Here is a 23,584-nt window from a genome sequence, read left to right on the forward strand (position 1 = left end):
ACGGCTCGTAGCTGTGTGCTGCCTCCCATTTTTGTGCGAACGCTGGATACACAGGAGTCACAGCCCGTCGGCGGCCGACATCTCGAGTTCGGACGCGTACTCGAGACCGGTGGTTGGGCTGTCGTCGGAGCCGTTGTCATTGGGCGACCGCGTCAATATCGCTTCAATGGGCGTAGGAATCGTCTGTACGCGGATCATACAACTCACTGGCGAGATCGATCAGGAGGTTTCCGAGGAGTCCGATACCAACAGGAACCAGCATCGCCCCGAGGATCAACTGTCCGTCGCGAGTATCGATCGCCGTGTACCCGACGTATCCGATACCGTTGATCGTGAAGATGTACTCGAGGACGTAGACCGTCAGGACGAAGATCGAGAGCACCTCGGCGAACGAGAGCGAGAGGAGAGGGTACTTGGCGTTGGCCAGGATGTGTCTCGAGACGGCCGACTTGCTGAGCCCCTTCGATCGAGCCAGTTTGACGAAGTCTTGACCGGCGTACTCGGCCGTTTGTGCGCGGACGTACCGTGACTGCGCGCCGAAGAGCGTCAGCGACAGTACGACGGCTGGGACGACGTACGCTTTCAGGTTCGTCGGGGCGAGCGGCGAGGCAGCACTATCGTACACCAGGCTGCCGAGGCCGAACTCGTAGATGGCGTAGCTGAAGGCGGCACCGGCGAGGAAAAACGCCGGGATCGCAGCGATCGCATAGGCACCCACGCGAACGATGGATTCGAGTCGCTTCGTCGACGCGGTGGCGGAGTAGTATCCGAGTAGCGTACTCGCGATCGTCGACACGACGAGCGCTGGAATGATGTACACTGCAGAGACGAGCGTCGCATCGAGGACGACGCTGCCGACCGGACGCTCGTACGTGTGTGACCACCCCCAGTCGAACGTGGCGTATCCGATCATCCAGTCCAGATATCGCTCGTGGAGTGACCCATCGAGGCCGCGACTCGCCTGATACGTGTCGACGGCGGATTGGGGATCGCCGCCGCCGGTGGCTGCTCCCCAGGCGGCCAACGTCTCGTTTGGATCCGGTGCCCAGTTGAGAAAGGCGAACATCGCGGTAAGCAATAGCCAGATGACGACGAGGGCAAACAGGAATCGGTGTCCGACGAGTCTGATGACGGTGTTCATGGCGTCCGGTAGCGTAGAGGATTATAACGTCGTGTAGCAAATACACGTCAACAACCCAACTTCATTGTTTCGGTGCGTGCAGCGACGACGGATCGTCACGGAGCTTCCGATGTGGTCGACCCGATTCTGCTGCTACCAACACATTCATTGTGGACGAACCGGAACCAGAAGGTCAGCTGACCAACACGAATGCCCGTTCCCGATGAGCCCTCCGGCGTCGATGGCCACCCGCTCGAGTCAACCGACTGGGCACGGAATCAGGGGAGTATCGGTTGGGACTGGTTCGACGTGTTGCGGTGGGGAATTCTGGCTGCAGTGATAGTCGCGGCAATCTCCGACACGGTGCTCGTTGATGAGTGGAACGTGCTCCCGGTCTCGATGGACGTCTTCGATTGGCTCCTGGTGATCGCCCTCACTGTTGCGTTGGTCGTGAGCGCGCCGGTTCTTTGCAACCGGGATCGGTTGCGGTGGCACCTCTCACGCTACCCGACGGATCTGCCTTCGGTGTTCGGGCTTGTCGTGGTTGGTCTCGTCTTTCTCGTGGGTTTTCTCGGCCCGTTCTTCGTTCCCGAACCGACGGAAGCGTTCGACCGGTTGAACCAGCCACCACTGTTACTGTCGGTCGACGAGAGCCTTGTCAGCTCCTGTCTGGGCGAGCAACGTGGCGGTGTCTGTCATGGAACCATGGACCACCCGTTCGGAACCGACCGGTGGGGGATGGACGTCCTCACGTACGTCGTCTACAGCACCCGAACGACCCTCGAGATGATTGTGCTTGTGGCGATGATTGCCGTTCCGATCGCGACGCTCGTCGGCACCGCCGCTGCCTACGGCGGTGGCTGGATCGATTCAGTGTTGATGCGGTACGTCGACGTGCAGATGGTCGTTCCCGCGTTTTTCATCTACTTCGTGCTCTATTTCACCTATGGGCCGAGTCACACGATGCTCATCGCCGTCTTCGGCCTCTTTAGTTGGGGTGGTATCGCCCGCGCCGTTCGCCTCGAGGTGCTACGTGTTCGCCAGGAGGCGTACGTCTCTGCGGCGAAGGCGGCCGGTGCCAGCACGCGCGCCCGAATTCTCGACCACGTGTTTCCGAACGTAACGGGGGTCATCGTCGTCTCGATGACGATTCAGATCCCGTTCTTGATCGTCGCGGAGGCCTCCCTCTCGTTTCTCGGTCTCGGAGACGCCTACGTCTACTCCTGGGGTGATATCATTCGTCGCGGACTCGAGGACATCCACCTTCGGGCATGGATTCCGGCGATTCCGGGAATTGCACTCACGGTCACGGTTCTGGGATGTTATCTCCTCGGTGACGCGCTCCAGCAGATGTTCGATCCGCGAACGAGGTAATACGTCGTATGGGATTCGGATCCCAAAACAAGGAATGGCTCGCCTCTACTCGATCGTCGCGAGCGTCTCGAGCATCTCCTCGAGCGGTACCGTCGAGACAGCGAGGGAGTAGCCGTCGATTCGGGCCAGGTCGGCGGCGTGCTCCCAGAGGTCGTCCGCCTCGAGGCCGTGGAGGACGACGGCGTTCGGCGTCGGGTTGACAACTCGGAGCGCGACGAGGGGCGATTCGCCGCGGGTGACGCCGGTAAAGACGAGCAAACGGTTCGTACTCTGGCCGTAGAGCCGGAAGAACTCCTCACTCGAGAGGCGTGTGATCGCCTCGATGCTGTTGATGACGGTGTGACCGCTGATTCGATCCGTGCTTCCGGGTGCAATTTCCGTTGCCTCGATCGATTCGTACACGTCGGGGAGGTGGTATGTGGTCGCGTACTCGCGCAAGTCGTAGACGACGTCGCTTTCGAATCCCGCCGAGAGGACGCGGCCGTACTGTCGAATGCGGTCACCGCCTCGCTGTTCGTCGATTGCGAGCAATCCGTCGACGAGTCGTTTGATGACGCCGATGCCGGGACTTTCGCGGCGACCGCTCTCGTAATCGGAGATGACCGACGAGGAAACCTCGAGTTCGCCCGCCAGATCCGTCTGGGAGACGTCGAAATCCGTTCGCCACTTGCGCAACGTCGCGCCGGGGTCGCCGCTCAAGGTGATCTCGCCGGCGATCTTCTCCGCCAGTTCCCGTTTTGGCCCGCGTCCGCCCATACTAATCGGGGAGTCACACGGCTGTGGCAAGTAGCTACCGGCATCGCTCGAGGGTATGTGTCTCTCGCCTGCTCGGTATCTCGCGCGTATTGCATCACTCGGGATTCCATGTGATCACATCACTCGAGTTCGTCCACGGCAAACACTCAAGCGATCAGCGTCCGTGACTGTCGCTCATGCCTTCCACTGTCGTCCACGTCGGACTGGCCGGGCTGGTCGGCGCTGCACTCCTCGGCGATCGGTTCGATACCAGGGCAATCCTGTTCGTCATGGCCGTCACTGCCATCATCGATCTCGATACACTGATCGGAATTTATTTCCCGGGTACGCATCGTGCTGCACTGCACAATATTTGGGTCGTCGTGATTCCCGGTGTCCTCCTCTACTGGGACGCGAACGTTCGCGACCGGTCGTTCGTCCGCTCGAGATGGGGTGACTACGGCTACCGTGCCGGCTGGGTCACGCTCGTTGCCGTCCTGTTCGCCCACATTCTGCTCGATGCGTTTTACAACGGCGTGAATCTGTTCTGGCCGGTGTACGACCGATTCTTCGACCTTTCGGGGGCGCTCATGGTGACCGATCAGCGGGGTCTCGTCCAGACGTTCGTCGAACTCGAGTCGGGTTCTGGGGGTACGTCGCTCTCGGAATCGACGGCGAGAGGCACTACTGCCGACACTCACTACTCGACCGGCTTCGACCCCACGCGAGAGGAACCGCCCGAAGACGTCGAACGGATCTTTCCGATCGCGAGCTCCGGTGAACTGTTCGTCGTTTCAGTGATCGGCTATCTCACTGTCGGCTATCGAATCTACGAATCGCGGCGACGGAGCGAGTGACCAGGATCTACAGTCCTATGTAGGCGTCGACTGTATGGGAGCCCATGGAACCATCGGTGACTGACAGAGCGTACGATCCGACAACCGATCGCCAGGCGCTGTGGGAACTCAAGCGTGGATTCGAACTCGGTCTCGGTGAGGGGACTGGCGACGACGAGAAAACGCAGCAGTACGAGGCGAAACTCGACGACGAGTATCGCGACGGCTATCTCGAGTGGGTCGAACGCTGTCAGGCGTCGGAGCCGGATGCCGTCACTGTGGCCGTGCGTTCGGATCCAAATATGGACTCGAATGTGGACACAGACTCGAACACGAATGCAGGAGCATCGAACCCCACACCATCGCTCGTCGGCTACGTATTCGTCCTGCCCCAGGATCACGCCTACATCTGGGACGCCGCCGTCCTCAACGAACTCTACGTTCGACCCGCGTTCCGCGGTACTGGCGTCGCAGACGGCCTCATGGAACGGGCGATCGAAACTGCTCGCGAACAATCGCTCCCGCTCGAGCGACTGGTTCTCGACGTCGATCGCGAAAACGACCGTGCACAGGCGTTTTACGACCGCCACGGGTTCGACCACTGGGGCGAGATGGTCGCCCGGCCGCTCGAGTGAGGCGGGTGCGTCCTTTCCCGTCGAGGCCGAGGTCGGGATCGCGACGCATCGTCTGATCTGTTGGCGTTGCTTCCTGGTGACTGCCGAGTCGCAAGGGTACCCAGCGGTAACTCGTTCCACCAGTCCGTATCAATCGACGGGCTGATCGTGACGCTACCCACGAGAAAACTTTCGCACGAGTACGCCACCGACGGCCCCGAACGTCAGCGGATAGACGATCCCGACGATGAGAATCGACTCGAGCGGGGCGGGACGGATGACCCCGCCTTCGACCGGCACCGTGGATACAAGGACGGCGACGATCGTCGCGAGCAGGTAGCCGATGGCGATCATCGCGCCGACGATCGACGCGTCGGTGTGTGTCTCGAGCGTTTCGACACGACGGGCGGTGATGGCTGAGCCCGCTAGTGCGAGGACGACCGGGGGGAGGATCAAGAGCAGCCACTCGTTCCCGCCACCGTGGGTGACGGCATTTTGCTCGGCCCGAAGGAGGCTGTACAATCCCTGCTGTGGAATCAGAGTCGGGACGCCGTGTGCGTTGACGTACGTCCAGGCGACGAGTTCGGCGGTGAGGGTCTCGCCAGTAGCCGATTCGAGAATCTCCGTCCGGAGGTCGCTCCGAATCGTCGAACCAGCGAGGAGGTAGGTGAGGGCGTAGCCGACGGCCCAGGCAGCAGTTCCGGCGGACGCCCCCTCGAGGAGTGGCTGTAGGTCGTTCTCGTCGGCCGTGGCGTTGCCGTCGGTGTCTGCATCGACACCGCCCTCGATCTCGGCGTTAGCGTCGCCCTTCGCTTCGTTCTCGGGATCCCGCCCAGACATTGACGCTTCTTTCCCGTGGGCGATGAAAATCGTTGTGTTCGGTTGACCTGTCGCTGGCGGAGTGCTGGTACGGTGAACGGTCGCGTGTTGGATCGGGTGGACGAACCGTCAATCGATTCCGATAGCACGGTCTCGAGTTCGAAATTGTTCGGTCGCGTGACTCGTCGATTCCTGATATCGACGTCCGTTCGAATAGGAGTGGGCCACCGTCGCGGCTACCCAGCCACGAACAGCCGCGGGTGGCACGAGTGTTGAGCATGAGTGATCCACCATGACGCGCTTATGAAGAACGCATCATGTGGCGTGCAAACCGACCGGTTCGCAGACCACGTGCACTCACTGGGTTGGTGTGCGGGCAATACGTCGCGTCGTCGGGGTGTTCCCGTCGACAGATGGGTATTGGACGTATTGGGTAATAAACTCGGTTGAAGTAACGAATATTCCTGGTAGCCACCCAATATGTGTTTGAACGTTTGTACAATACCAAAATAAATGATGATCGTCTCATCCTAACTCGCCTTTGCTCGGAGAAGTACCGGATCGGTCACTGAGCTATACGGCGTCGGGTATTACTGCACGTAGCGCTTACCGGGTGGTTCCACCCGTCGAACTGGTCGTGGACGTCCTCGAAGCGGACTGTTCGTTCTCGTGAAAACGCGGTACCACCCGTCCACTACTGTCGCGCTGGTTCACGGCTTTACAGCGACGGTGGTACAGCAGAAGCGGATTCCAGTTTCTCAGACGGGATTCGCGGCGACGTCGTTGATCCCGGTCTGGACGAGATACCACAGGATCGGCGGAAACACGAGTTCGGCGAGGAACAACAGCAAGCCGCTCTCGTCGACGACGGCCTCACAATCCTTGGCGAACCACCAGAGGATGACGAGATTGACGATCGGGATGAACAGGCCGATAAACCGCAGCAGTGGACTGTACTCCGCGTCCGTCCCGACCTCGAGCTGGACGAACGTGATGTAATACCAGTACGGGATGTGAACCGCCTCGGGGTCAAGCCCCGAGGCTTCTTCGCGTGGTTTAATCAGATACTCCCACCCGACCATCGGCCTGATAGCCTCGAACGGTCGGGTGGGTCACGGTCGGGCTGTCCACAAGCCCCGATGCCTGCCGTCGCACCTTCCGAACTTGGGGAAGGCTGTTGAGAGCAGGCACATTCCAACTCATACACTTCTCGATACCTTTCACGGCGATATTGACGCTTGCACCACGGTCACTGTGGTCTTGATGACTACAAGACTTGCACTTGAATCGCTTCTTCCGCCGATTCGCCCGTTCAGCGTGCCCACACAACGGGCACCGCTGGCTCGTCTTGTACGGGTCAATCGAATCCGAGGGGATTCCCTCGAACGCAGCCTTGTACGACGTATAGAACTGGAGAGCGCGAAACGGCAAGTGGTGCAAGCGTCGGTTCATCCGCGTGCCGTAGTCGATACTGTCGCGCATCTCTTTGAGGTCTTCAAAGACGATGCACGGCTTCTCGAACCGCTGGCTCCACTCCACGATGTGACGGCTCACCTTGTGGAGTCGGTCACGGACGAACCGTTCCTCGCGCCCTTCCAGCGTGTCGTGGATGCTGTCCTTCCCCGCGTTCTGGACGCGCTTCCTCATCGTGAAATAGCGGTGGCGCTCGAACTTGATTTCGGGGAAGTCGATAACCAACGTATCCTCGACACCATTCTCGGAGAGTGCAGTGAGAGCCACGTTGTCCTCGTTCACATCGACACCGATAACCGTCCGAGAGTCCTGCTTGTCTCGCACAGTACGTTCGGTGTTGCGAATATTGACGTGGAGTTCCGGTTCTCCCTCGCGCCACAGGGCTTCACTGGTCGTGACTTTCCACTCATCGCTCGTTAGTGCGTTCTTGAGCAAATCAAGGTGGGAGTCACTACCCTTGAGGATACCTTTGACGTGGTTGTAGGGTTTCGCACTGATGCGAAACGCCACTTCGTCCTCATCGGTGAGCGAGAGGTTGTAGCCTTCTTCGTAGTTGGCTCGAAGTGGGTACGCGCCACCTTTGGTGTGGCTGGGAATGTTGTAGTCGTCGTAGTCGTAGTAATTCTCCATCGCTTCCAAGGCCTTGGCGACGATGCGTTGAGTCGTGTTCTTGATGAGGTCGGCCTCGTCTTCGAGACGAGGAGAAATGTCGTCCCAGTCCACGCCGTTTTTGGCAAGGCGGATGGTTTCGTTGTACACCCAGCGGGCTTCGAGGGTGGCGTCTTTGAGCAGACTCTCGTTGTCACTCTGGATGTCGAGTTGGAAGTCCAGCGTCTTCACGAGAGTCGGCTCTTCGGTTGTCATTCTTTGTCTTGTTCAGTGGGTTCTGAGGTGCGAACGACTTTCACGTCCGCGCCACGCCAGCGTTTTGGGACGGTGACGTGGGCGCTGTTCCCGAACGGTTTGACCTCTCCGTCGAGAACTTCTTCGCCGTCGATTTCAAAGCGATTCGCCATACCAGTGTATATACTTAAGTGTATCGGTGTGGTGTGTCAACTATGGAGGAGAAACGGTCAAATCACACGGTGTACAACGCCAACTATCACTTCGTGTGGTGTCCGAAGTACCGCCACGCGATACTGGAGCCAATCGAGGATTCGTTGGATGAGTGTTTTCAGAAGGTATGCGATGAGTACGGCTATGACCTACAATCGTTGCACATATCTCCTGACCACGTACACGTGTTCCTGTCCGCGCATCCGAAACACGCGCCGAGCGAGATTGTACGGACAATTAAGAGCATCACAGCGCGAGAGATGTGGGAGCAACACGAACCGTTTCTGGAACAGTATTTGTGGGGTGGTGGATTCTGGGAACAGTCATACTATGTCGGGACGGCAGGCATAGTGTCGAGCGAGACGATTGAACAGTATATTGAACGAACGGAACACGTTTAGTGGAGTTTACGGCCTTCACCCTCGGGTTCAAGCCCCGAGGCACTCGGCCTGTCTTTTCTGTAGAATCCGAACGTTATGATCGTGAACAGTACCTGCTTTCCGAGTGACCGGTGGCGGAACGCACCCTCGTTCGTGACTGTCCGTTTAGACATACCAGTTTCATTCACCAGACCTGACTAATATCTTGTGCTGTGATGAGTTCGAATAATTTCAGTTGTCGTCGCGATTCAGCGAGCCGTAACAATGGGACTCGCTCGCGCAATTCCAAAATATATTGGATTAACACGTATTTGTCATCACCCCGTAGCACCTATTGCAGGGAGCACCCCAACGGAACACACGATACCCCCCGTGTGAGTTCAGCCCTGCCACCGAGCCAACCACCCCACATCACCAACACCACCCCGCATCACCACACAGGAATCCACTACGGCGTGTGCCTCCCAAACCGCCCGTAGTCGTTCCCGGGCGTTTTTCAAACTCCCCCGCTTTTCACCCTTCCACTGGCAACCGACCAGCGACCGTTCTCACAACTACTCGGGTCTCAAGAGCCACTGCTCGAGTTCGTCGAAACGTCCGACCCTCCAGACGGTGCCGTGAGGAATTCGTTCTCGACGCTCGAGGTATCGTTGGTGGGCACCGAAGAAATCGATAAGTGCCCGGGGAGGGCTCCGAACCCTCGATCTCCGCATGTCCCAGGTTCGAGGCTCGGCAGCATCCTCGAGGGACACGGAGGCTTCCAAGGCGAAACCGCACCGAATCTCTGAACCCTATGAGTGCGGCGCTATGTCCAGCTAAGCCACCCGGGCTTGCGTGCACTCTCGGCTTTGGCGCTGGCTTTCTTTAACCTTCCCATTCACCGGCGGCGTGCAATCCGTACCCACGGATTTATGATCAGCCCTTGCGAAATTCGGGCTATGACTGTTCCCGGAATCGTCCAGTCGACGCTCGAGGGCGAGGAGATCGCCACTCGGGTGTCACTCGGTGGCGACGACGAACTGTTTATTACGCCCTCGAGAACCATCATCTACCGCGCTGAAGGTCTATTGAGCGACGAATCTGTCGATGAGTTCGACCACAGCGCCGATCGACTCACGCTCTCGGAAGGCCGTCGAAAGACCACGTTCACCCTCGAGTACTCCATCGATGGCGAGCGATCGTTTTCGATCCCAGCCAGTCGAACCGACGATGTTCTCCATCCGGTACTCGCCGGCGTCCTAACCGGCAACGAGATCACCGACCCCGGCGAGACCGTCCACCGGACGTTCCGCTTTAGCGAACTGACACTCATCATCACCAGCGACCGCGTCGTCAAACACATCGGCGAGGCCGTCTGGGACAGCGACTACGAAGGGTATCACTACGACGACGTGACGAATCTCTCGTTCGAGGACGGGAGCGTCGCCACCCAGATCGTCCTCGAGACCGACGGCCGCCAACAGCGGGTCAAAGCACCGAACGACCGGGCTGACGAAGTCTGTGAACGCCTCAAACGGGCGCTCTTTGCATACTACGACGTGAGCACGCTCGAGGAACTCAACGCAGCTATCGCCCCCGAGGACGACGACTCGGCGGCTCGATCGACCTCGGGCATCGACTTCGGAGCGGGAGTCGATCCACTCGATGCCAACCCGCCCGAACCGGAGGAAGACGAGCCAGCGGCGAGGTCGGCTGATTCGGTGGCTGAGAACGATCGGCTCGGGACAGGGAGCGGATCCGACGGTGAAACGACCACGGCGGAGTACGACGAGTCGGCTGCAGACCCAGGCGCAGGTAGTGGCCAATCGACGGGGGCGACACAGACAGCGGCGGGCGCGGCGCGTGGCGCTACGCACAGCAGCGATCCGGAATTAGTCGACCGAATCGAATCGCTCGAGGCGGCCGTCGACGCCCAGACGGAGTTACTCGAGTCCCAGCAGCGAACGATCGAACAGTTGATTCAGGAGCTCAAGCAGGGTCGGTAACGATTCGTTCATTCGTACGAGCAGATAGTATTTTCAGGCACTCGAGCAGGGCGAGAGCGTTGGTTCCGGCTCTTGGAGTAGATCAGTCCGGTTGGGTAGCCGCCGTCAATCGAGTACCGTCTGTGAGCCGGCTGCGAGAATGCGGCTATCGGGTTGCACGAACACACCGAACCCGAAGACGGTAACTCACTCCCGACCTGTGACTTTGCGGATACACGACGAGCCGAAGGGGCCGATTTCGCCGGCCTCGAGTTTGATGAAGTGACCAGTCGACAGGCTGGAGCCACACCGCTGGCAGTGAAAGTCACCCTCTTTCGTCACGACCTGTTCCTGAAAACGGACGTACTGTCGGCTCTTCACGCGGACAATGCCGTCCTCACGCTCGATGATTCCCCGAAGTTCGGCCTCGTCGAGGATCGTCCGGGTCAGCGTCGGATTGGTCGTGATCGTCTCGATCCGATCGAGGAGATCCGGGAGGGGGAGTGAGTCGTGTTCGAGTCGCTCGAGCAGCGCGAGCCCGAGTTCGACGCGCTCGTCCATCGATGTGAGGTGTCCGGTGAATCGTGATAAACGTTCTGACGAGGAAGGTGAGCCGGAGACACGTGCTGTCGGGGCGGTGAGCCAGACACAAAAGTTTCAACCCCTGGGTTCGAACCCGGTGCTAGTTCGATGTCGTTACCGCTCGCCGCTCGAGCCCTCCTCGGAACCGTGCTCCTCGGCGTCGTCCTCGTTGGGAGCGTGGTGGTGTCCCCATCGGCGAGTCTCGGCCTCCTCGAGTCGGTCGCCGGCAATCCCTACCGGTTTGGCCTCGTCGTCGCCGCCCTGTACGCGATTCGCCCCATCTTCGCCTGGCCGACGACACCACTTGCCGTCGTGGTCGGCTACGGGTTCGGAATCACGCTGGGCGTTCCAATCGCCCTCCTTGGCGTCGCCCTGACGGTGATTCCGGTGTACCTGGTCGTTCGCTGGCTCACCGAGTCGTCGGCCGACCGAGCACGGGTGTGTGCAACGCTCCCGTTTGGAACCACCCTCGAGAGGAGCCACCGCGTGGTCACCCAATACTACGAAACCGCGGGCCCCTTCCGCGGTGTCGTCGCCTCACGGTTGGCCCCAATTCCATCGGACGTCGCGACGGGGGCGGCCGCGGTGAGCGGCGTTCGGCTTCGCCACCTCGTCGCCGGTACCGTCGTCGGAGAGGTACCGTGGACGATCGCAGCCGTCGTCCTCGGCGCGTCGACGGCGACGCTCGCAGCCAGCGTCCGTGACACCGGTGGACTGGGCGAGTACGGGATGGCGCTCGCAGTAATCTGCACGGCTGCAGCGGTGGTGCTCGTCGCCCCGGCGGTGTATCACCTCCTTCGGACGCAGGATGGGGCGCCGACCGCCTGAAAATGAACCCGCAGTTATGCCTCCTCGAAACCATCACCCAGCGACTCACCTAACTTGCCCAACTCGTCCTCGAGTTGCTGGTAGGTCTCCGTACCCTCGAGTTCCTCCATCGTGAGTTCGTCCTCGAGGGTGTCTTTCTTGTTCGAGAGCGCCTGGAGTTCGCGACGTCCGTCCTGTAAGTATCGCGACTGAACCCGGAGCGTATCGATGATGCGGGTGAGCTGACTTCGCGTGACGGGTTTCGTGACGTAGTCGTCGATATCGAGTGCAACGATGTCGAGACCCGGGTCGACTGCGGTCACCATGATGACCCAGCAATCGTGGCCACGGCGACGTATCTCTTCGAGCACTTCGTCGCCGGTGAGATCCGGCATGTGGCGATCCAGAAGGACGATGTCGACCTCGTCGGTCAGTTGCTCGAGAGCAGATCGACCGTCGTAGGCGGTGAGAACGTCGTAGCTATCCCCAACCCAGGTCGCATACAGATCCGTGAGTTCGGTCTCGTCGTCGACGACGAGGATCGTCGGTTGAGTAGACATGGACAGCCTTGTCTCTGAGAAGGGGTCGTTTCGGTCAACTCAGCGTGTGGGTCGACCGTGGATATGCGACCTCGAGTTGGTGCGTACGTCCGTGGGGATTGGTCGTGGGGTACGTTCGGGGAGGTAGGTTTGGGAATGTACGTTCGTGAAGTCCGGTCTACGGTGTCGTCGGATGACAGGTGACACCGACGCCCGACAGCCGATCATCCATCTGGTTGACAAGCAAATTTTCCTCTACTGCATCGCCACAGTCAGCGGAACGGATCTGAACAATCGTAGATGACCCCGTGCTGTGGGCAGACGTACTTACAGTGGCGTTTGTAGAGGGATGCCTCACAGCGCGGACAGGGTGGGCCGTTGGTGTCGTCTGGTGGGTGCATCGAACGCGGCCTCTCGTCGATCCCGGACGCGTGCTCTACTGAAGACGGCGATCCTGGATCGACAGGTCACGCCGATATCGGTTCCCGACCGTCAAGAGCGTGACGGCTGAAGCGAGATCACGGTCTTACACCGTCTCAACCAGTATACAGAAATCGTTTTTGAAGATACGAATACTGTTGACAAATTATTTGTGACTGGTTCACATCGTGTTGCACATGGGCGCCGAACCACCGATCGAGGAACTCCATTTCGCAGATGCACCGTCAGTCGACGCGGTTCCTGGGCCGAAGTCGCGCACACTGCTCGAGAAACAACGCGAGATCGACAGTAGCGCCGTCGCGTATCCGAACGACATCCCGCTGGCGTTCGAGGCGGGGAAGGGGGCGACGATCAGGGACGTCGACGGAAACACCTACATCGATATGTTCGCAGGGATCGGCGTCCTCAACGTCGGACACGCGAACCCGTACGTCGTCGACGCGATCCACGACCAGATGGACAAACTCGTCCACACGGTCGACTTCCCGACCGAGGCGCGCCTCGACCTCATCGAGAAACTCGACGAAATCGCTCCGGGCTCGCTCGCCGGGAACAATCGCGTCGTCTTCGGCGGCCCCACGGGGAGCGACGCCATCGAGGCGTCGATCAAACTCGCGAAGTTCAACACCGACGGCGACGGGCTGATCGCCTTCCGCGGGGGCTACCACGGCCCAACGAGCGGGGCGATGAGCCTCACCTCGAACACGAAATTCAAGGGCCACTACACGCCGTTGCTTCCGGACGTCGTTCACGCGCCGTACCCCTACCCGTTCGCCCAGGGAAAGAGCCCGGACGATGCCACGAAGGACGCCCTCGAGGAGGTTCGAGCCATCGTCGAAGACCCCTACAGCGGCCTCGCGAATCCGGCCGGGATCTTCGTCGAGCCGATTCAGGGCGAAGGCGGCGTCGTCGTCCCGCCGGCAGGGTTCCTCGAGGGCCTCAGGGAGATCGCCGACGACAACTCACTGCCGCTGATCTTCGACGAGATCCAGAGCGGGATTGGACGCACGGGCGAGTGGTTCGCCGCGGATCACTTCGACGTGACGCCCGACGCGATGACGATGGCGAAAGCCCTCGGCGGGAACGGTCTCCCGCTCTCGGCGACGATGTACCGCGAGGAACTCGACACCTGGGGACCGGGCGATCACGCAGGCACCTACCGCGGACACGTCACGGCGATGGTCGGCGGCACTCGTGCGATCGAGTACATCCAGGCCCACGATCTGCTCGCCCACGCCCGCGACCTCGGTGCGCACATTCGCGCCCGGTTGGAGGAAGTCGCCGAGACGACCCCCGTGCTTGGCGAGGTACGCGGCAAGGGGCTGTTCATCGGGGCCGAATTCGTCCACGAAGATGGGAGTCCCGCCGACAACGTCGTGGGTTCGATCCAGCAGTACTGTTACGAACACGGCGTGCTGGTGTGGACGGCCGGCCGGTACGGGAGCGTCCTCCGACTTCTGCCACCACTCGTACTAACGCGCGAGCTGGCCGACGTTGCCCTCGAGGTGATCGCCGACGGCATCGAGCACGCAGCCGCCGAAGCGTCGCCATCACGCTAACGGTGTTGGCCGCTCTCGAGATGGGATCGGCTCCTCTCGAGGTGGCGGATACGAGGGCGGTAACCGTCGGTCAGTTCGCTGAATGCGCCCTCGAGCGAGATTCTGTCATATTTGACTTTCGTAACCAGCATATACAATAATTGATGAGCGTTTTTCGTTGTACGGAGTCCGTACGTTCGTATTAGGATACGGTGAACCGATGGCGGGCGGTGACTTCGTGAATCAGTAAACCGCGGCTATTGGCTCTACTCGTCGTGTCGCGTGCGTCTCTCGAGCGCGGCATCTGGTAGCCGTCATCCGATTCTGCTTGTGACGACGTGGATATCGATTCGTTCTCACAGTAATTGTATACAAATTCTGTATATCACGACAACGATTACAGAAAGTCTTAATAACCAATCCGTGGATGTGGTGTTTGGTGGTACCACACACCATGGTATTTGATACATCGATTCGAGACGGTTGCGGGGGGATAGATCGAAAGAAAAGCCAGTGGTGGGGCTGCAGTGCGTCGGGTGATCGCCACCAGAAGTGGACGTTTTTCGATCCACTGGTTTCGGTACTGAGAGGTGAGGATCATGGCTGACGGCGGCGACCTCGGCGCTGTCGGGCGGTTCCGCGAGGAAATCGATCCGATCGTGTTCATCTTCGGTACGCTCCTGACGGTCGGTGTCATCGCGATGTTCTTCTTCAGCCGGAGCACCCTGGCCTGGGCTATCGGCGATCCCGAGACCGCCCAAGAGGGGGTTCTTAACACGTTCTTCCTCGAGTACCTCAACTGGGCGCTGCTGGTGATCGTGTTCCTGGTCGTCGTCTTCCTCCTGTTCCTGATACTAGGGCCGTGGGGGAAGCTCAAATTCGGGGACGATCCGCCGGAGTACAGCTTCCTGTCGTTTTTCGCGATGTTGTACTCCGCTGGCTTCGCCGCGGGCGTCGTGTTCTGGGGCCCGACGGAAGCGCTGTTTTACTACGACAATCCGTCGCCACTGTTCGACGTGTCGAGTCAATCGGGTGAGGCGATGCCGATCGCCATACAACAGACGCTCTTCCACTGGGCGTTGCCCCAGCTAGCCGTCTTCACGATCATGGGGATCGCGATCGGCTACTTCGCGTACAACTACGAGAACGTGCCACTTCGTGTGTCGTCGGCGCTCACGCCGATTCTCGGGCGCGACAACCTCGACGGCCCGGCTGCGAAGGCCATCGACATCCTCGCGGTCTTCGCGACCATCGGCGGCGTGGCGACCTCGCTCGGCTTCATCGGCAGCCAGTTCGTCACCGGACTCGACTACCAGTGGGGTATAGACCTGGGAGACACAGGCATCCTCCTCGTAGTCACGGCGATGACGCTCCTGTTTACGATTTCGATGGTTCTGGGGGTCAACCGCGGGATCAGGCGACTCTCGAACTTCAATATGGTGTTGTTCGTGATCCTCCTCCTGGCGACCTTCATCGTGGGGCCGACGATCTTCCTCGTCCTGGTCGGTACGCAGGCCCTCAGCGGAATGGTCACGAATTTCGTCTCTATGAGCCTCTACACCGGTGCGGGGGCGGAGGGCGGAACCCAGTGGGTGAACGACTGGACCGTCTTCTACTGGGCGTGGGCCCTCTCGTGGTCGCCGTTCGCGGGGCTGTTCATCGCGCGCATCTCCCGGGGTCGAACGGTACGGGAGGTCGCGTTCACGGGCATCGTCGCGACCTCGGCGGCGACGATTCCGTGGTTCATTTCACTGGGCGGTACCGCGCTGTATGCACAACACAACGAGATCGCCGACTTCAGCGGCGTCATGGCGTTCGAGCAGGGCGCCGAGGTCACTGGCTTCATCCTGTTCGATGCGTTCCCACTCGGGACGGTGTTCATGATCGCGTTCATGTTACTCGTGACGACGTTCTTCATCACGTCCGCGGACTCCTCGACGCTCGCGGTGTCGATGATGACGACCGGTGGGAAGGCGAGACCGTCGAACATCAACCGAATCTTCTGGGGAGTCGTCCTCGGGATGACCGCAGCGATCCTCATGATTCAGGGTGGTGTCGACGCGCTCCAGTCCGCCGCAATCGTCACCGGCGGGCCGTTCGCGTTCGTCTGCTTCCTCGCCATGCTCGGGCTGATCAAACACTTCAGCACGAAGTACGGCCGCGTCCTGCTTCAGGAGGACACCGTGTTGATCGGCTCCTCCGAGGACAAACCGGCTGTCGGCGGTGCGGCACAGGCAGGAGACGACGACTGAGAGGGAACGTCGTACCACCATACCGCCGTTTGCCGCTATCGAGTGGGAAAACGGTGGTACGTGATTACAACGATCCCTCCGACCCACTCCCCTCGCTTACGGGGTTTCGCAACCGTTATTGATCGCCGTATACAGTTTTTGTGTATGACTACGGACGACGAAATGGACGAGTTGAAGGGCCTCGCGTACGACCCAGACCGAGAGCGAGGGATCCTCACGCCCAGCGATCGGGAGTTCCTGCTCGGCCGTAAAACGGACTACACCGATCACTCGAAGAAACAGAAACGCAACCGGATTCGCCGACGAATACGGAACGCCATCCTCGATTTCTCCATCATCTTCGACCACCTCGACGACCGCGACCGTGAAACGGTGTTCGACCCCGAAGACGAGGAGCGAGACGCCTACACGCAGGGCATCGTCGACATGCTCGCACTCCTCCACCTCGGTACGATGGGCTACTCGACGCCGTTCAAGGACATGCTCTCACAGGGGGTCTACAAGGCCGAACAGGAACTCGCCGGCTCCGACTACCGCATGGTGAACGTCTACTTCAACGTCGATCCCGTCGGTCAGATCGACGTCGATGAGGTCATCGACAAACTCGAGCGTGGTCGCTTCAACGAGCTCACCGACGAGGAGTTGCGGGCGTTCGTGCGATTGCTCGCGGAATCGTCGGAGTTCTCGCCCGATCCGATGCGCGAGGAGATCAAAGACCAGATGGACGAGTTCGCCGAGCGGGCCACCCAGGCAGCCCTCCAGCGCGAACAGCGCATCGAGGATCTCATCGATTGAGCGGTGGAGTCAACGGGAGCCGACTGACTCTCGAGCAATGTCGACGAATGTTGAGCACAGTCAACGAATACTGACAGAGTCGACGAATACTGAGGAGAGTCAACGATTTTCGAGCGGCTCGACGCGAGAATCGAGCGACGGATCCCGTCGTAATCGGTGCCGAATCGGGGGGTAAAATGTCGGACGCACCGACCGGTTACGGTCGTTCGACCTCGAGTCGACGAACCGACTCGACGAGTACGTCGACAGCGATCTCGAGGCTGCGCTCGTCGACGTCGAAATGAGGTGTGTGGTGGCTGTCCGGGTGATCGGTGCCGACGATTAGATAGGACGCGAGTCCGCCCTCATCCTGGACGCGCCGCATGAGGAACGTCGCGTCCTCGCTCGCCCCGAAATCCGCGGTTCGTACCGTGTCGTCAACGCCGTCCGTTTCGCCGGCCACGTCGTACACCAGGTCGACCAGTTCGTCGTCGCTGTCGGCCCGCGGCGACTCGCTGACGACGTCGAACTCGAGGTCACAGCCGTGCATGGCGGCGGCGGACTCGAACGTGCGACGGAGTTCGCCTTTCACGTACTCCATCAGGGCGGTGGTCTCGCCACGAACCTCGGCCACGACGTCAGCTCGTTCGGCGATGATGTTGCTCGCGGTTCCCGCCTCGACGCGACCCACATTTACCCGCGTCATGCCGCCGCTGTGTCGCGGGATGCCGTAGGCGTTCTGTACCGCCGTGGCCATCGCCTGGATCGCATTGTGCCCCTCGTTCGGCGCTTTTCCGGCGTGGGCGGATCGTCCGCGGATAGTCGCGTCGATGTGGCTCATCGCCAGCGGTTTGACGATGCCCGCGACGACCTTCCCCGTCGGATGGTCGAGGCCGACGTGGACGGCGAGGAGGTACTCGAGTCCCTCAGCGTAGGGGCCGTCGGCCATTGGCTTCCCGCCGCCAGCTTCCTCCTCGGCCGGCTGGAAGAAGACGGTGAACGTGCCGTCGAAATCGCTCTCGAGCACCGCCTCGAGGGTCGCCAGCCCGATCGTCATGTGAGCATCGTGTCCGCACGCGTGCATCAGTCCCTCGTGCTCCGACCGGAATCCCTCAACCGCGGGCTCGTGGTCGTCGTCGCTCGCCTCCTCGACGAACAGGCCGTCGATGTCGACCCGGAGCCCGATCGACGGCCCGTCGCCCCGACGCACCCTGGCGACGACGCCGGTGTAACCGCCCTCCGTCGCCTCGAGCACGTCCTGACGCGCCCCGCGTTCGCGAGCGCGATCGAACCACGTCTCGAGATCGTCGTCGTTCGGAACCGCCATCCGTTCGTCTGGATCCATCGCCTCCGGTCCGACGACAATCTCGTCGATCCCGCCCGTCCCGGCCTCCTCGCTGCGGGCGTCTATCGCCTCGAGTTCGTCGACGAGCAGGCTGGTGGTGTAGAACTCCCGCCAGCCCGGTTCGGGGTACCGGTGGAACGTTCGCCTGACGTCGCCCAATCTGTCGCGAACCGTTCGGGTCATCTCGATCGATACCTACCCCGTGCTCGCACTTAATGGTACACAGATTTCGTTGAAGGCGGATACACACATTTTATTTTTCGTACCCGCGTGACGGCACCTATGACCGATGCTCGTCAGGACGTCGTCGTCCTCCGCGAAGGAACCGAGGGGCTCGCGACGGAACCGTACGCCGATCTCCTGCGCGACCGACTCCCGAGCTACGACGTCAGACACGCGCCGACGCCGCAAGCCGAACGCACGCTCGTCGAACGGGCACCGATCGTCACGGGCGTCCGCATCGACGAGGCGCTCCTCGAGCGCGCCGCGGAACTCGAGCTCTTCGCCTGTGCGTTCGCCGGTACGGAACACCTTCCGATGGACGCGCTCGAGGATCGCGGCGTGATTGTGACCAATGCCGGGGGCATCCACGCGCCCGGCATCGCCGAACAGGCGCTCGGGAACATGCTGGTGTTCGCCCGACGGCTCCACGAGGGGTGGCGGCGGAAGCGAAACCGCGAGTGGCGTCACTTCCAGTCGTTCGAGCTGACGGGGTCGACGGTCACGGTCGTCGGCCTCGGCTCGATCGGCACCGAACTGGTGACCCGACTCGAGGGGTTTTCCGTCGAGACGATCGGCGTCAGGTACAGTCCGGAGAAGGGTGGGCCGACGGACGAGGTCATCGGCTTCGACGACGATGCCATCCACGACGCGCTCGCTCGAACCGACTACCTCGTGATCGCCTGCCCGCTTACGGAGACGACCCGCGGCCTCATCGGCTCCGAGGCGTTCGCGACGCTCCCGCCACACGCTGTCCTCGTCAACACCGCTCGAGGCCCGATCGTCGACACCGACGCGCTGGTGTCGGCGATTCAGACCAACGGCATTCGCGGGGCGGCACTCGACGTCACCGATCCCGAACCGCTTCCTCCCGACCATCCGCTGTGGGACTTCGAGAACGTTCTCATCACGCCACACACCGGTGGTCACACCCCGAAACACTGGAACCGACTAGCCGACATCGTCGCGAGAAACGTCGAGGTACTCGAGGAGACGGGATCCGCGAACGATCTCGAGAACGTGGTGTTTGCGCCCTGAACCGGTCGATTTCGTCGGTGGCGTTGCTGCCGACCCTGGGCCGAGAGCAGAGGCGAAAGCAGCGACACCGCTCGAGTGACCCATGATTCCCGAACTCCCACAACCGATCCTCGGGATCCTCCTCGCGAGCCTCGCGGCGATCATGTGGGCGATCCAGTACCTGTGCGTTCGCGTCGGAACGGATGATGGTGACGTTCTCTCGGCCGTTATCGTCACCATCGCGGTCAATCTCGCGTTGCTCGCTCCGGCTGTCCTCGTCGTCTACCCGCGGCCGTACTCGGGACTGTTCACCCCGCTCTCTCTCGTCGCGTTTACCGCCGCGGGACTCGTCGGCACGCTCCTCGCCCGACTCCTCATGTACAAGAGCATCGAAACGATCGGGGCGAGTCGAACCTCGCCCGTGATCGCCGCGAACGTCTTCTTCGCGACCGTCCTCGCGGTGGTCTTCCTCGAGGAGTCCCTCACGTTCGTGCACGTCGTCGGCATCGTCCTCATCGTCGGCGGGGTCGCCGTCATCTCCTGGGATACCGCGTCGTCAGAACCCGATCAGTCCCTTCGGGAACTCGGCCTCTCGCTGTTGCTCCCCGTGGTGGCCGCTGCGGCGATCGGCATCGAACCGATCTTCGTCTCAATCGGTCTCGAGGAGGGGACGCCCGCCATCCCCGGTGTGCTGGCCATGACTGCCGCCGGTGGAATCGGGTTCGTTGGCTACCTCCTGTGGCGACGACAGCCCGTTCAACTATCGGTGCGGAGCCCCTCGACCGCTTGGTACGTCGCCGCAGGCGTCTCGAGTGCGATCGGTCTCGTCACGTACTTCGCGGCGCTCGAGGTCGCCCCCGTCGTGATCGTCGTTCCCCTGTTGCAAACGACGCCGTTGCTCGTCGTCGTCCTCTCCGCGCTGTTTCTCCCGCAGCGTCTCGAGCGGGTCACGCTACTCACGGTGGTCGCTGCGCTCGTCGTCGTGGGTGGGGCGATTCTGGTGTCGGTTTCGGGGTGACGCGGTTTCGTGAAGACGGTATGTCGAGGTGACGCTGCACACCGCCGCCAGGTTCCGCGATCAGACCGAGAACAGTTCCTGCGGGAACGATGAGAACCGCTCCGCACCCGTACTCGTCACCCGGAACGACTCGCTGATCTCGACGCCGAACTCGTCGAACCAGATGCCGGGAATCATGTGGAAGGTCATGTTCTCCTCGAGCACCGTCTCGTCGCCGGGGCGGAGGCTGGCCGTGTGCTCGCCCCAGTCCGGCGGGTAGCCACACCCCATCGAGTAGCCGATGCGCGATTCCTTCTCGATGCCGTGTTCGGCGATGGTCTCCCGCCAGGCCCGTTCGACTGCCTCGCAGGTGACGCCCGGTTTGGCGGTATCGAGGGCGGCGTTCAGACCCTCGACGACGACGTCGGCCACGCGCTGCATCTCGTCGGGCACGTTGCCGACGACGGCCGTCCGGGCCAACGGCGAGTGATAGCGGTGTCGACAGCCTGAGAGTTCGATGATGACGGGATCGCCTGCCCGGAATGGATCGTCCGACCACGTCAGGTGGGGCGTCCCCGTGTGGTCTCCGGAGGGCATCAACGGAACGATGGCGGGGTAGTCCCCACCCATTCCGTCCACGCCGTCGATCAGCGTGTGATAAATTTCGGCCGCGACGGTCGACTCGGGGACGCCTTCCTCGAGCGCGTCCAGCCCCGCTTGCATCGCCGCGTCAGACAGTTCGACCGCCTGCTCGATGTACTCGAGTTCTTGGTCTGATTTCACGATGCGTACCTCGTTCACCAGGAGCGTCGCGTCGTCGAACGACGCCCCGGGGAGGTTCTGTTGCAGTCGCTCGTGGGAGTGAGCGGTGTAGTAGTAGGCGTCCATCTCGACGCCGATGGCGGTTCGATCGAGCTCCATCTCCTCGAGGACGGTCGCCACGTAGTCCATCGGGTGTTTGCCGACGGGCGACTGGACGTGATCGTCGCTGTAGGATCTGATGTGCTCGTGGTCGATCCAGACCGTCGCTTTCGCCCCGTTGGCGTCCATCTCGCGACCGATCCACACCGGCTGGTCGTGATCGAGTGAGACGACGACGCCCTGGTGGACGTAGAACGACCAGCCGTCGTAGCCGGTGAGGTAGTTCATGTTGGCCGGGTCGGTGACGAACAGCGTCTCGAGACCTGCTTCTCGCATTCGCTCTTTGGTTCGGTCGACTCGCCGTTCGTACTCCGCTCGCTCGAATGGTGTGGCTGTCATTCTCAATCAATCCGACGAACGATGCGCTCTCGCTTAATCTTTTTCGTGTTCGCCGTATACGGAATGTGTATATTTGGCCAGCGGATTAGGCGGTCGCGTCGATCGACTCGAGTAACAGGTCGGCACCGAGGTCGATCTCGCGTTCGGTCACGTCGAGCGGCGGCAACAGCCTGATCGCCTTCTCGCCACAGCCGAGCGTCAGCAGGCCTCGAGCGACGGCCTCCTCGACGACGGCGGTTCGACGCTCGGTGGTGTCGAACTCCACGGCGAGCATGAGTCCGCGTCCGCGCACGTCGATCACACCGTCGGGCTCCGCGTCGCGCAACCGTTCTTTCATGTGGGCACCGCGAACGACTGCGTTCGCACACAGGTCGTACTCTCGAATCGCGTCGATCGTCAATGCTCCCTGTAACGCCGAGAGGATGTCGCCCCCACCCCACGTCGATCCGATGCGGTTCTTTTCGGTGGGGAAGACTTCCGAGCGCGAGATGGTCGCGCCGGTTCGAAGCGCCTTCCCGCCGGCGATGACGTCCGGTTCGATCGCGTAGTGATCCGAGGCCCACAGCTTTCCCGTTCGTCCAAGTCCGGACTGGATTTCGTCGGCGATCAGGTGAATGTCGTAGGTCTCACAGACCCTCGCTACCTCGTCCATGAACGCCTCACTCGGGAAGTTGTAGCCGCCGACGCCCTGGATCGGCTCGAGGATCAGGAACGAAATCTCCGACGGATCGATGTAGCCCCCTTCGGGCTCGAGGAGCCGTCCCAGCTGTGAGTCACCGCCGGCGAAAAAGCCACAGGAGCACGTCTCCTGGCTACAGTTTCGATCCTCACAGAACGGTACCGTTCTCGTTCCTGCGATTTCGGGATACGAACGGGTGTAGACGGACTTGGCTCGAGTCATCGAGAGCGTCCCAACAGTCCGGCCGTGGAACGCGCCGACGAACGTGATGCCGTACTTCGGCGATTGGGTGTTCGCGTTGGCGATCTTCATCGCGTTTTCGACCGCCTCGGCGCCGCTGTTACAGAGAAACACTGTGTCCATGTCGTAGTGGGCGGTGATCTCGACCAGCCGATCCATGAGCTGGCTCGGTCCGGGGTGGGCCGGATCCGTCGGCGACGTACCGGCACCGACGTAGAAGTCCTGGCCGGCGATCTTCATCGGATCGCCGAGTTCGAACTCGGCCATCGGCTCGAGAATTTTGGGATTGTCGTACCCGAGGGGTGCAGCGCCGATGTGGCACGTAAAGTCCATGAGGACGTTTCCGTCGACATCGGTACAGAACGGCCCCGCTGCCGGTGCGGTTCGATCCCAGACGAACTCGTGGGAGTATTCACTTGGGGCGGCGCTCCGGTGGTGGTACTCGATCCACGACTGGGCCGCCTCGCCCGGGACGGTACGAACCGACGGCTCCGCGGTATCCCGATCCATACACAGAAATCGT

24 protein-coding genes and 1 tRNA gene are annotated in these 23,584 nt (G+C 61.2%); 11 read left to right on the plus strand and 14 right to left on the minus strand.

What is annotated here, in order from left to right:
* Positions 1-163: 163 nt before the first annotated feature.
* Positions 164-1,141 (minus strand): ABC transporter permease, encoded by a 978-nt coding sequence (locus NGM68_RS14100; RefSeq protein ID WP_252698874.1) that lies wholly within the window; start codon positions 1,139-1,141, stop codon positions 164-166.
* Between the two features lie 189 nt (positions 1,142-1,330).
* Here NGM68_RS14100 and NGM68_RS14105 point away from each other — a divergent pair, with 189 nt between their 5' ends.
* Complete coding sequence (locus NGM68_RS14105; RefSeq protein ID WP_252698875.1) at positions 1,331-2,494, plus strand: ABC transporter permease; 1,164 nt, start codon at positions 1,331-1,333, stop codon at positions 2,492-2,494.
* A gap of 45 nt (positions 2,495-2,539) precedes the next feature.
* Here NGM68_RS14105 and NGM68_RS14110 read toward each other — a convergent pair whose 3' ends face one another.
* The gene (locus NGM68_RS14110) at positions 2,540-3,250 is read right to left on the minus strand and encodes a helix-turn-helix domain-containing protein (RefSeq protein ID WP_252698876.1); all 711 of its coding nucleotides are present in this window, start codon (positions 3,248-3,250) and stop codon (positions 2,540-2,542) included.
* A 176-nt stretch (positions 3,251-3,426) separates the two neighbouring features.
* Between NGM68_RS14110 and NGM68_RS14115 the strand changes: the two genes are divergently transcribed.
* Positions 3,427-4,086 carry a metal-dependent hydrolase gene (locus NGM68_RS14115; RefSeq protein ID WP_252698877.1) on the plus strand — a complete coding sequence of 220 codons (660 nt, stop codon included), beginning with the start codon at positions 3,427-3,429 and terminating at the stop codon, positions 4,084-4,086.
* A 44-nt stretch (positions 4,087-4,130) separates the two neighbouring features.
* Complete coding sequence (locus tag NGM68_RS14120; protein ID WP_252698878.1) at positions 4,131-4,700, plus strand: GNAT family N-acetyltransferase; 570 nt, start codon at positions 4,131-4,133, stop codon at positions 4,698-4,700.
* Positions 4,701-4,853: 153 nt separating this feature from the next.
* On the opposite strand, the gene NGM68_RS14125 is transcribed toward NGM68_RS14120, so the two are convergent.
* The 4 genes from NGM68_RS14125 to NGM68_RS14140 form a co-directional block, all read right to left on the minus strand.
* Positions 4,854-5,519: a DUF7978 family protein gene (locus tag NGM68_RS14125; RefSeq protein WP_252698879.1), complete on the minus strand. Its 666-nt coding sequence runs from the start codon at positions 5,517-5,519 to the stop codon at positions 4,854-4,856.
* Between the two features lie 737 nt (positions 5,520-6,256).
* On the minus strand, positions 6,257-6,580 hold the full coding sequence (locus NGM68_RS14130) for a hypothetical protein (RefSeq protein WP_252698880.1): 324 nt from the start codon (positions 6,578-6,580) through the stop codon (positions 6,257-6,259).
* Positions 6,555-7,835: a transposase gene (locus tag NGM68_RS14135; RefSeq protein WP_252698881.1), complete on the minus strand. Its 1,281-nt coding sequence runs from the start codon at positions 7,833-7,835 to the stop codon at positions 6,555-6,557. Before NGM68_RS14135 ends, NGM68_RS14130 begins: the two co-directional genes overlap by 26 nt.
* Positions 7,832-7,987, minus strand: coding sequence for a DUF2080 family transposase-associated protein (locus NGM68_RS14140; RefSeq protein ID WP_252698882.1), 156 nt, complete (start codon positions 7,985-7,987; stop codon positions 7,832-7,834). The genes NGM68_RS14135 and NGM68_RS14140 overlap by 4 nt, the downstream gene beginning before the upstream one ends.
* 42 nt (positions 7,988-8,029) lie before the next feature.
* Between NGM68_RS14140 and tnpA the strand changes: the two genes are divergently transcribed.
* On the plus strand, positions 8,030-8,428 hold the full coding sequence (gene tnpA, locus NGM68_RS14145; protein ID WP_252698883.1) for an IS200/IS605 family transposase: 399 nt from the start codon (positions 8,030-8,032) through the stop codon (positions 8,426-8,428).
* On the opposite strand, the gene NGM68_RS14150 is transcribed toward tnpA, so the two are convergent.
* Positions 8,425-8,580 (minus strand): DUF4234 domain-containing protein, encoded by a 156-nt coding sequence (locus tag NGM68_RS14150; protein WP_252698884.1) that lies wholly within the window; start codon positions 8,578-8,580, stop codon positions 8,425-8,427. The two genes, tnpA and NGM68_RS14150, sit on opposite strands and share 4 nt — an antisense overlap.
* Positions 8,581-9,084: 504 nt before the next feature.
* Positions 9,085-9,237: transfer RNA gene (locus NGM68_RS14155), tRNA-Met, on the minus strand.
* A gap of 108 nt (positions 9,238-9,345) precedes the next feature.
* On the opposite strand from NGM68_RS14155, the gene NGM68_RS14160 reads away from it, so the two are divergent.
* Positions 9,346-10,392, plus strand: coding sequence for a DUF7115 domain-containing protein (locus NGM68_RS14160; protein WP_252698885.1), 1,047 nt, complete (start codon positions 9,346-9,348; stop codon positions 10,390-10,392).
* 186 nt (positions 10,393-10,578) lie between these two features.
* Here NGM68_RS14160 and NGM68_RS14165 read toward each other — a convergent pair whose 3' ends face one another.
* Positions 10,579-10,932 carry a DUF5830 family protein gene (locus NGM68_RS14165; RefSeq protein WP_252698886.1) on the minus strand — a complete coding sequence of 118 codons (354 nt, stop codon included), beginning with the start codon at positions 10,930-10,932 and terminating at the stop codon, positions 10,579-10,581.
* A 129-nt stretch (positions 10,933-11,061) separates the two neighbouring features.
* On the opposite strand from NGM68_RS14165, the gene NGM68_RS14170 reads away from it, so the two are divergent.
* Complete coding sequence (locus NGM68_RS14170; protein WP_252698887.1) at positions 11,062-11,781, plus strand: TVP38/TMEM64 family protein; 720 nt, start codon at positions 11,062-11,064, stop codon at positions 11,779-11,781.
* 14 nt (positions 11,782-11,795) lie between these two features.
* Here the strand turns inward: NGM68_RS14170 and NGM68_RS14175 are convergent, their stop codons facing one another.
* Both NGM68_RS14175 and NGM68_RS18220 read right to left on the minus strand, forming a co-directional pair.
* On the minus strand, positions 11,796-12,320 hold the full coding sequence (locus NGM68_RS14175) for a response regulator transcription factor (RefSeq protein WP_252698888.1): 525 nt from the start codon (positions 12,318-12,320) through the stop codon (positions 11,796-11,798).
* 251 nt (positions 12,321-12,571) lie between these two features.
* Positions 12,572-12,700 carry an HVO_2523 family zinc finger protein gene (locus tag NGM68_RS18220; protein ID WP_256469890.1) on the minus strand — a complete coding sequence of 43 codons (129 nt, stop codon included), beginning with the start codon at positions 12,698-12,700 and terminating at the stop codon, positions 12,572-12,574.
* A 216-nt stretch (positions 12,701-12,916) separates the two neighbouring features.
* Here NGM68_RS18220 and NGM68_RS14180 point away from each other — a divergent pair, with 216 nt between their 5' ends.
* From NGM68_RS14180 to NGM68_RS14190, 3 genes are all read left to right on the plus strand, one after another.
* Positions 12,917-14,299 (plus strand): aspartate aminotransferase family protein, encoded by a 1,383-nt coding sequence (locus tag NGM68_RS14180; RefSeq protein ID WP_252698889.1) that lies wholly within the window; start codon positions 12,917-12,919, stop codon positions 14,297-14,299.
* 578 nt (positions 14,300-14,877) lie between these two features.
* Positions 14,878-16,530 carry a BCCT family transporter gene (locus NGM68_RS14185; protein WP_252698890.1) on the plus strand — a complete coding sequence of 551 codons (1,653 nt, stop codon included), beginning with the start codon at positions 14,878-14,880 and terminating at the stop codon, positions 16,528-16,530.
* A gap of 144 nt (positions 16,531-16,674) precedes the next feature.
* Entirely contained in the window at positions 16,675-17,325 is a 651-nt protein-coding gene (locus tag NGM68_RS14190; RefSeq protein WP_252698891.1) for a DUF8102 family protein, read from the plus strand.
* Between the two features lie 196 nt (positions 17,326-17,521).
* Here the strand turns inward: NGM68_RS14190 and NGM68_RS14195 are convergent, their stop codons facing one another.
* Positions 17,522-18,832 carry an amidohydrolase gene (locus NGM68_RS14195; RefSeq protein WP_252698892.1) on the minus strand — a complete coding sequence of 437 codons (1,311 nt, stop codon included), beginning with the start codon at positions 18,830-18,832 and terminating at the stop codon, positions 17,522-17,524.
* Positions 18,833-18,931: 99 nt separating this feature from the next.
* Here NGM68_RS14195 and NGM68_RS14200 point away from each other — a divergent pair, with 99 nt between their 5' ends.
* Positions 18,932-19,906 (plus strand): D-2-hydroxyacid dehydrogenase, encoded by a 975-nt coding sequence (locus NGM68_RS14200; RefSeq protein ID WP_252698893.1) that lies wholly within the window; start codon positions 18,932-18,934, stop codon positions 19,904-19,906.
* 82 nt (positions 19,907-19,988) lie between these two features.
* Positions 19,989-20,903, plus strand: a complete 915-nt coding sequence (locus NGM68_RS14205) for an EamA family transporter (RefSeq protein ID WP_252698894.1) — start codon at positions 19,989-19,991, stop codon at positions 20,901-20,903.
* Between the two features lie 60 nt (positions 20,904-20,963).
* Here NGM68_RS14205 and NGM68_RS14210 read toward each other — a convergent pair whose 3' ends face one another.
* A complete protein-coding gene (locus NGM68_RS14210) occupies positions 20,964-22,142 on the minus strand; it encodes a M24 family metallopeptidase (RefSeq protein ID WP_252698895.1) in 1,179 nt (392 codons plus the stop codon).
* Between the two features lie 85 nt (positions 22,143-22,227).
* Complete coding sequence (locus NGM68_RS14215; protein ID WP_252698896.1) at positions 22,228-23,571, minus strand: class-III pyridoxal-phosphate-dependent aminotransferase; 1,344 nt, start codon at positions 23,569-23,571, stop codon at positions 22,228-22,230.
* Positions 23,572-23,584 lie beyond the last annotated feature (13 nt).

The organism is Natronosalvus vescus, from assembly GCF_023973145.1.
Taxonomy (GTDB): Archaea; Halobacteriota; Halobacteria; order Halobacteriales; family Natrialbaceae; genus Natronosalvus; species Natronosalvus vescus.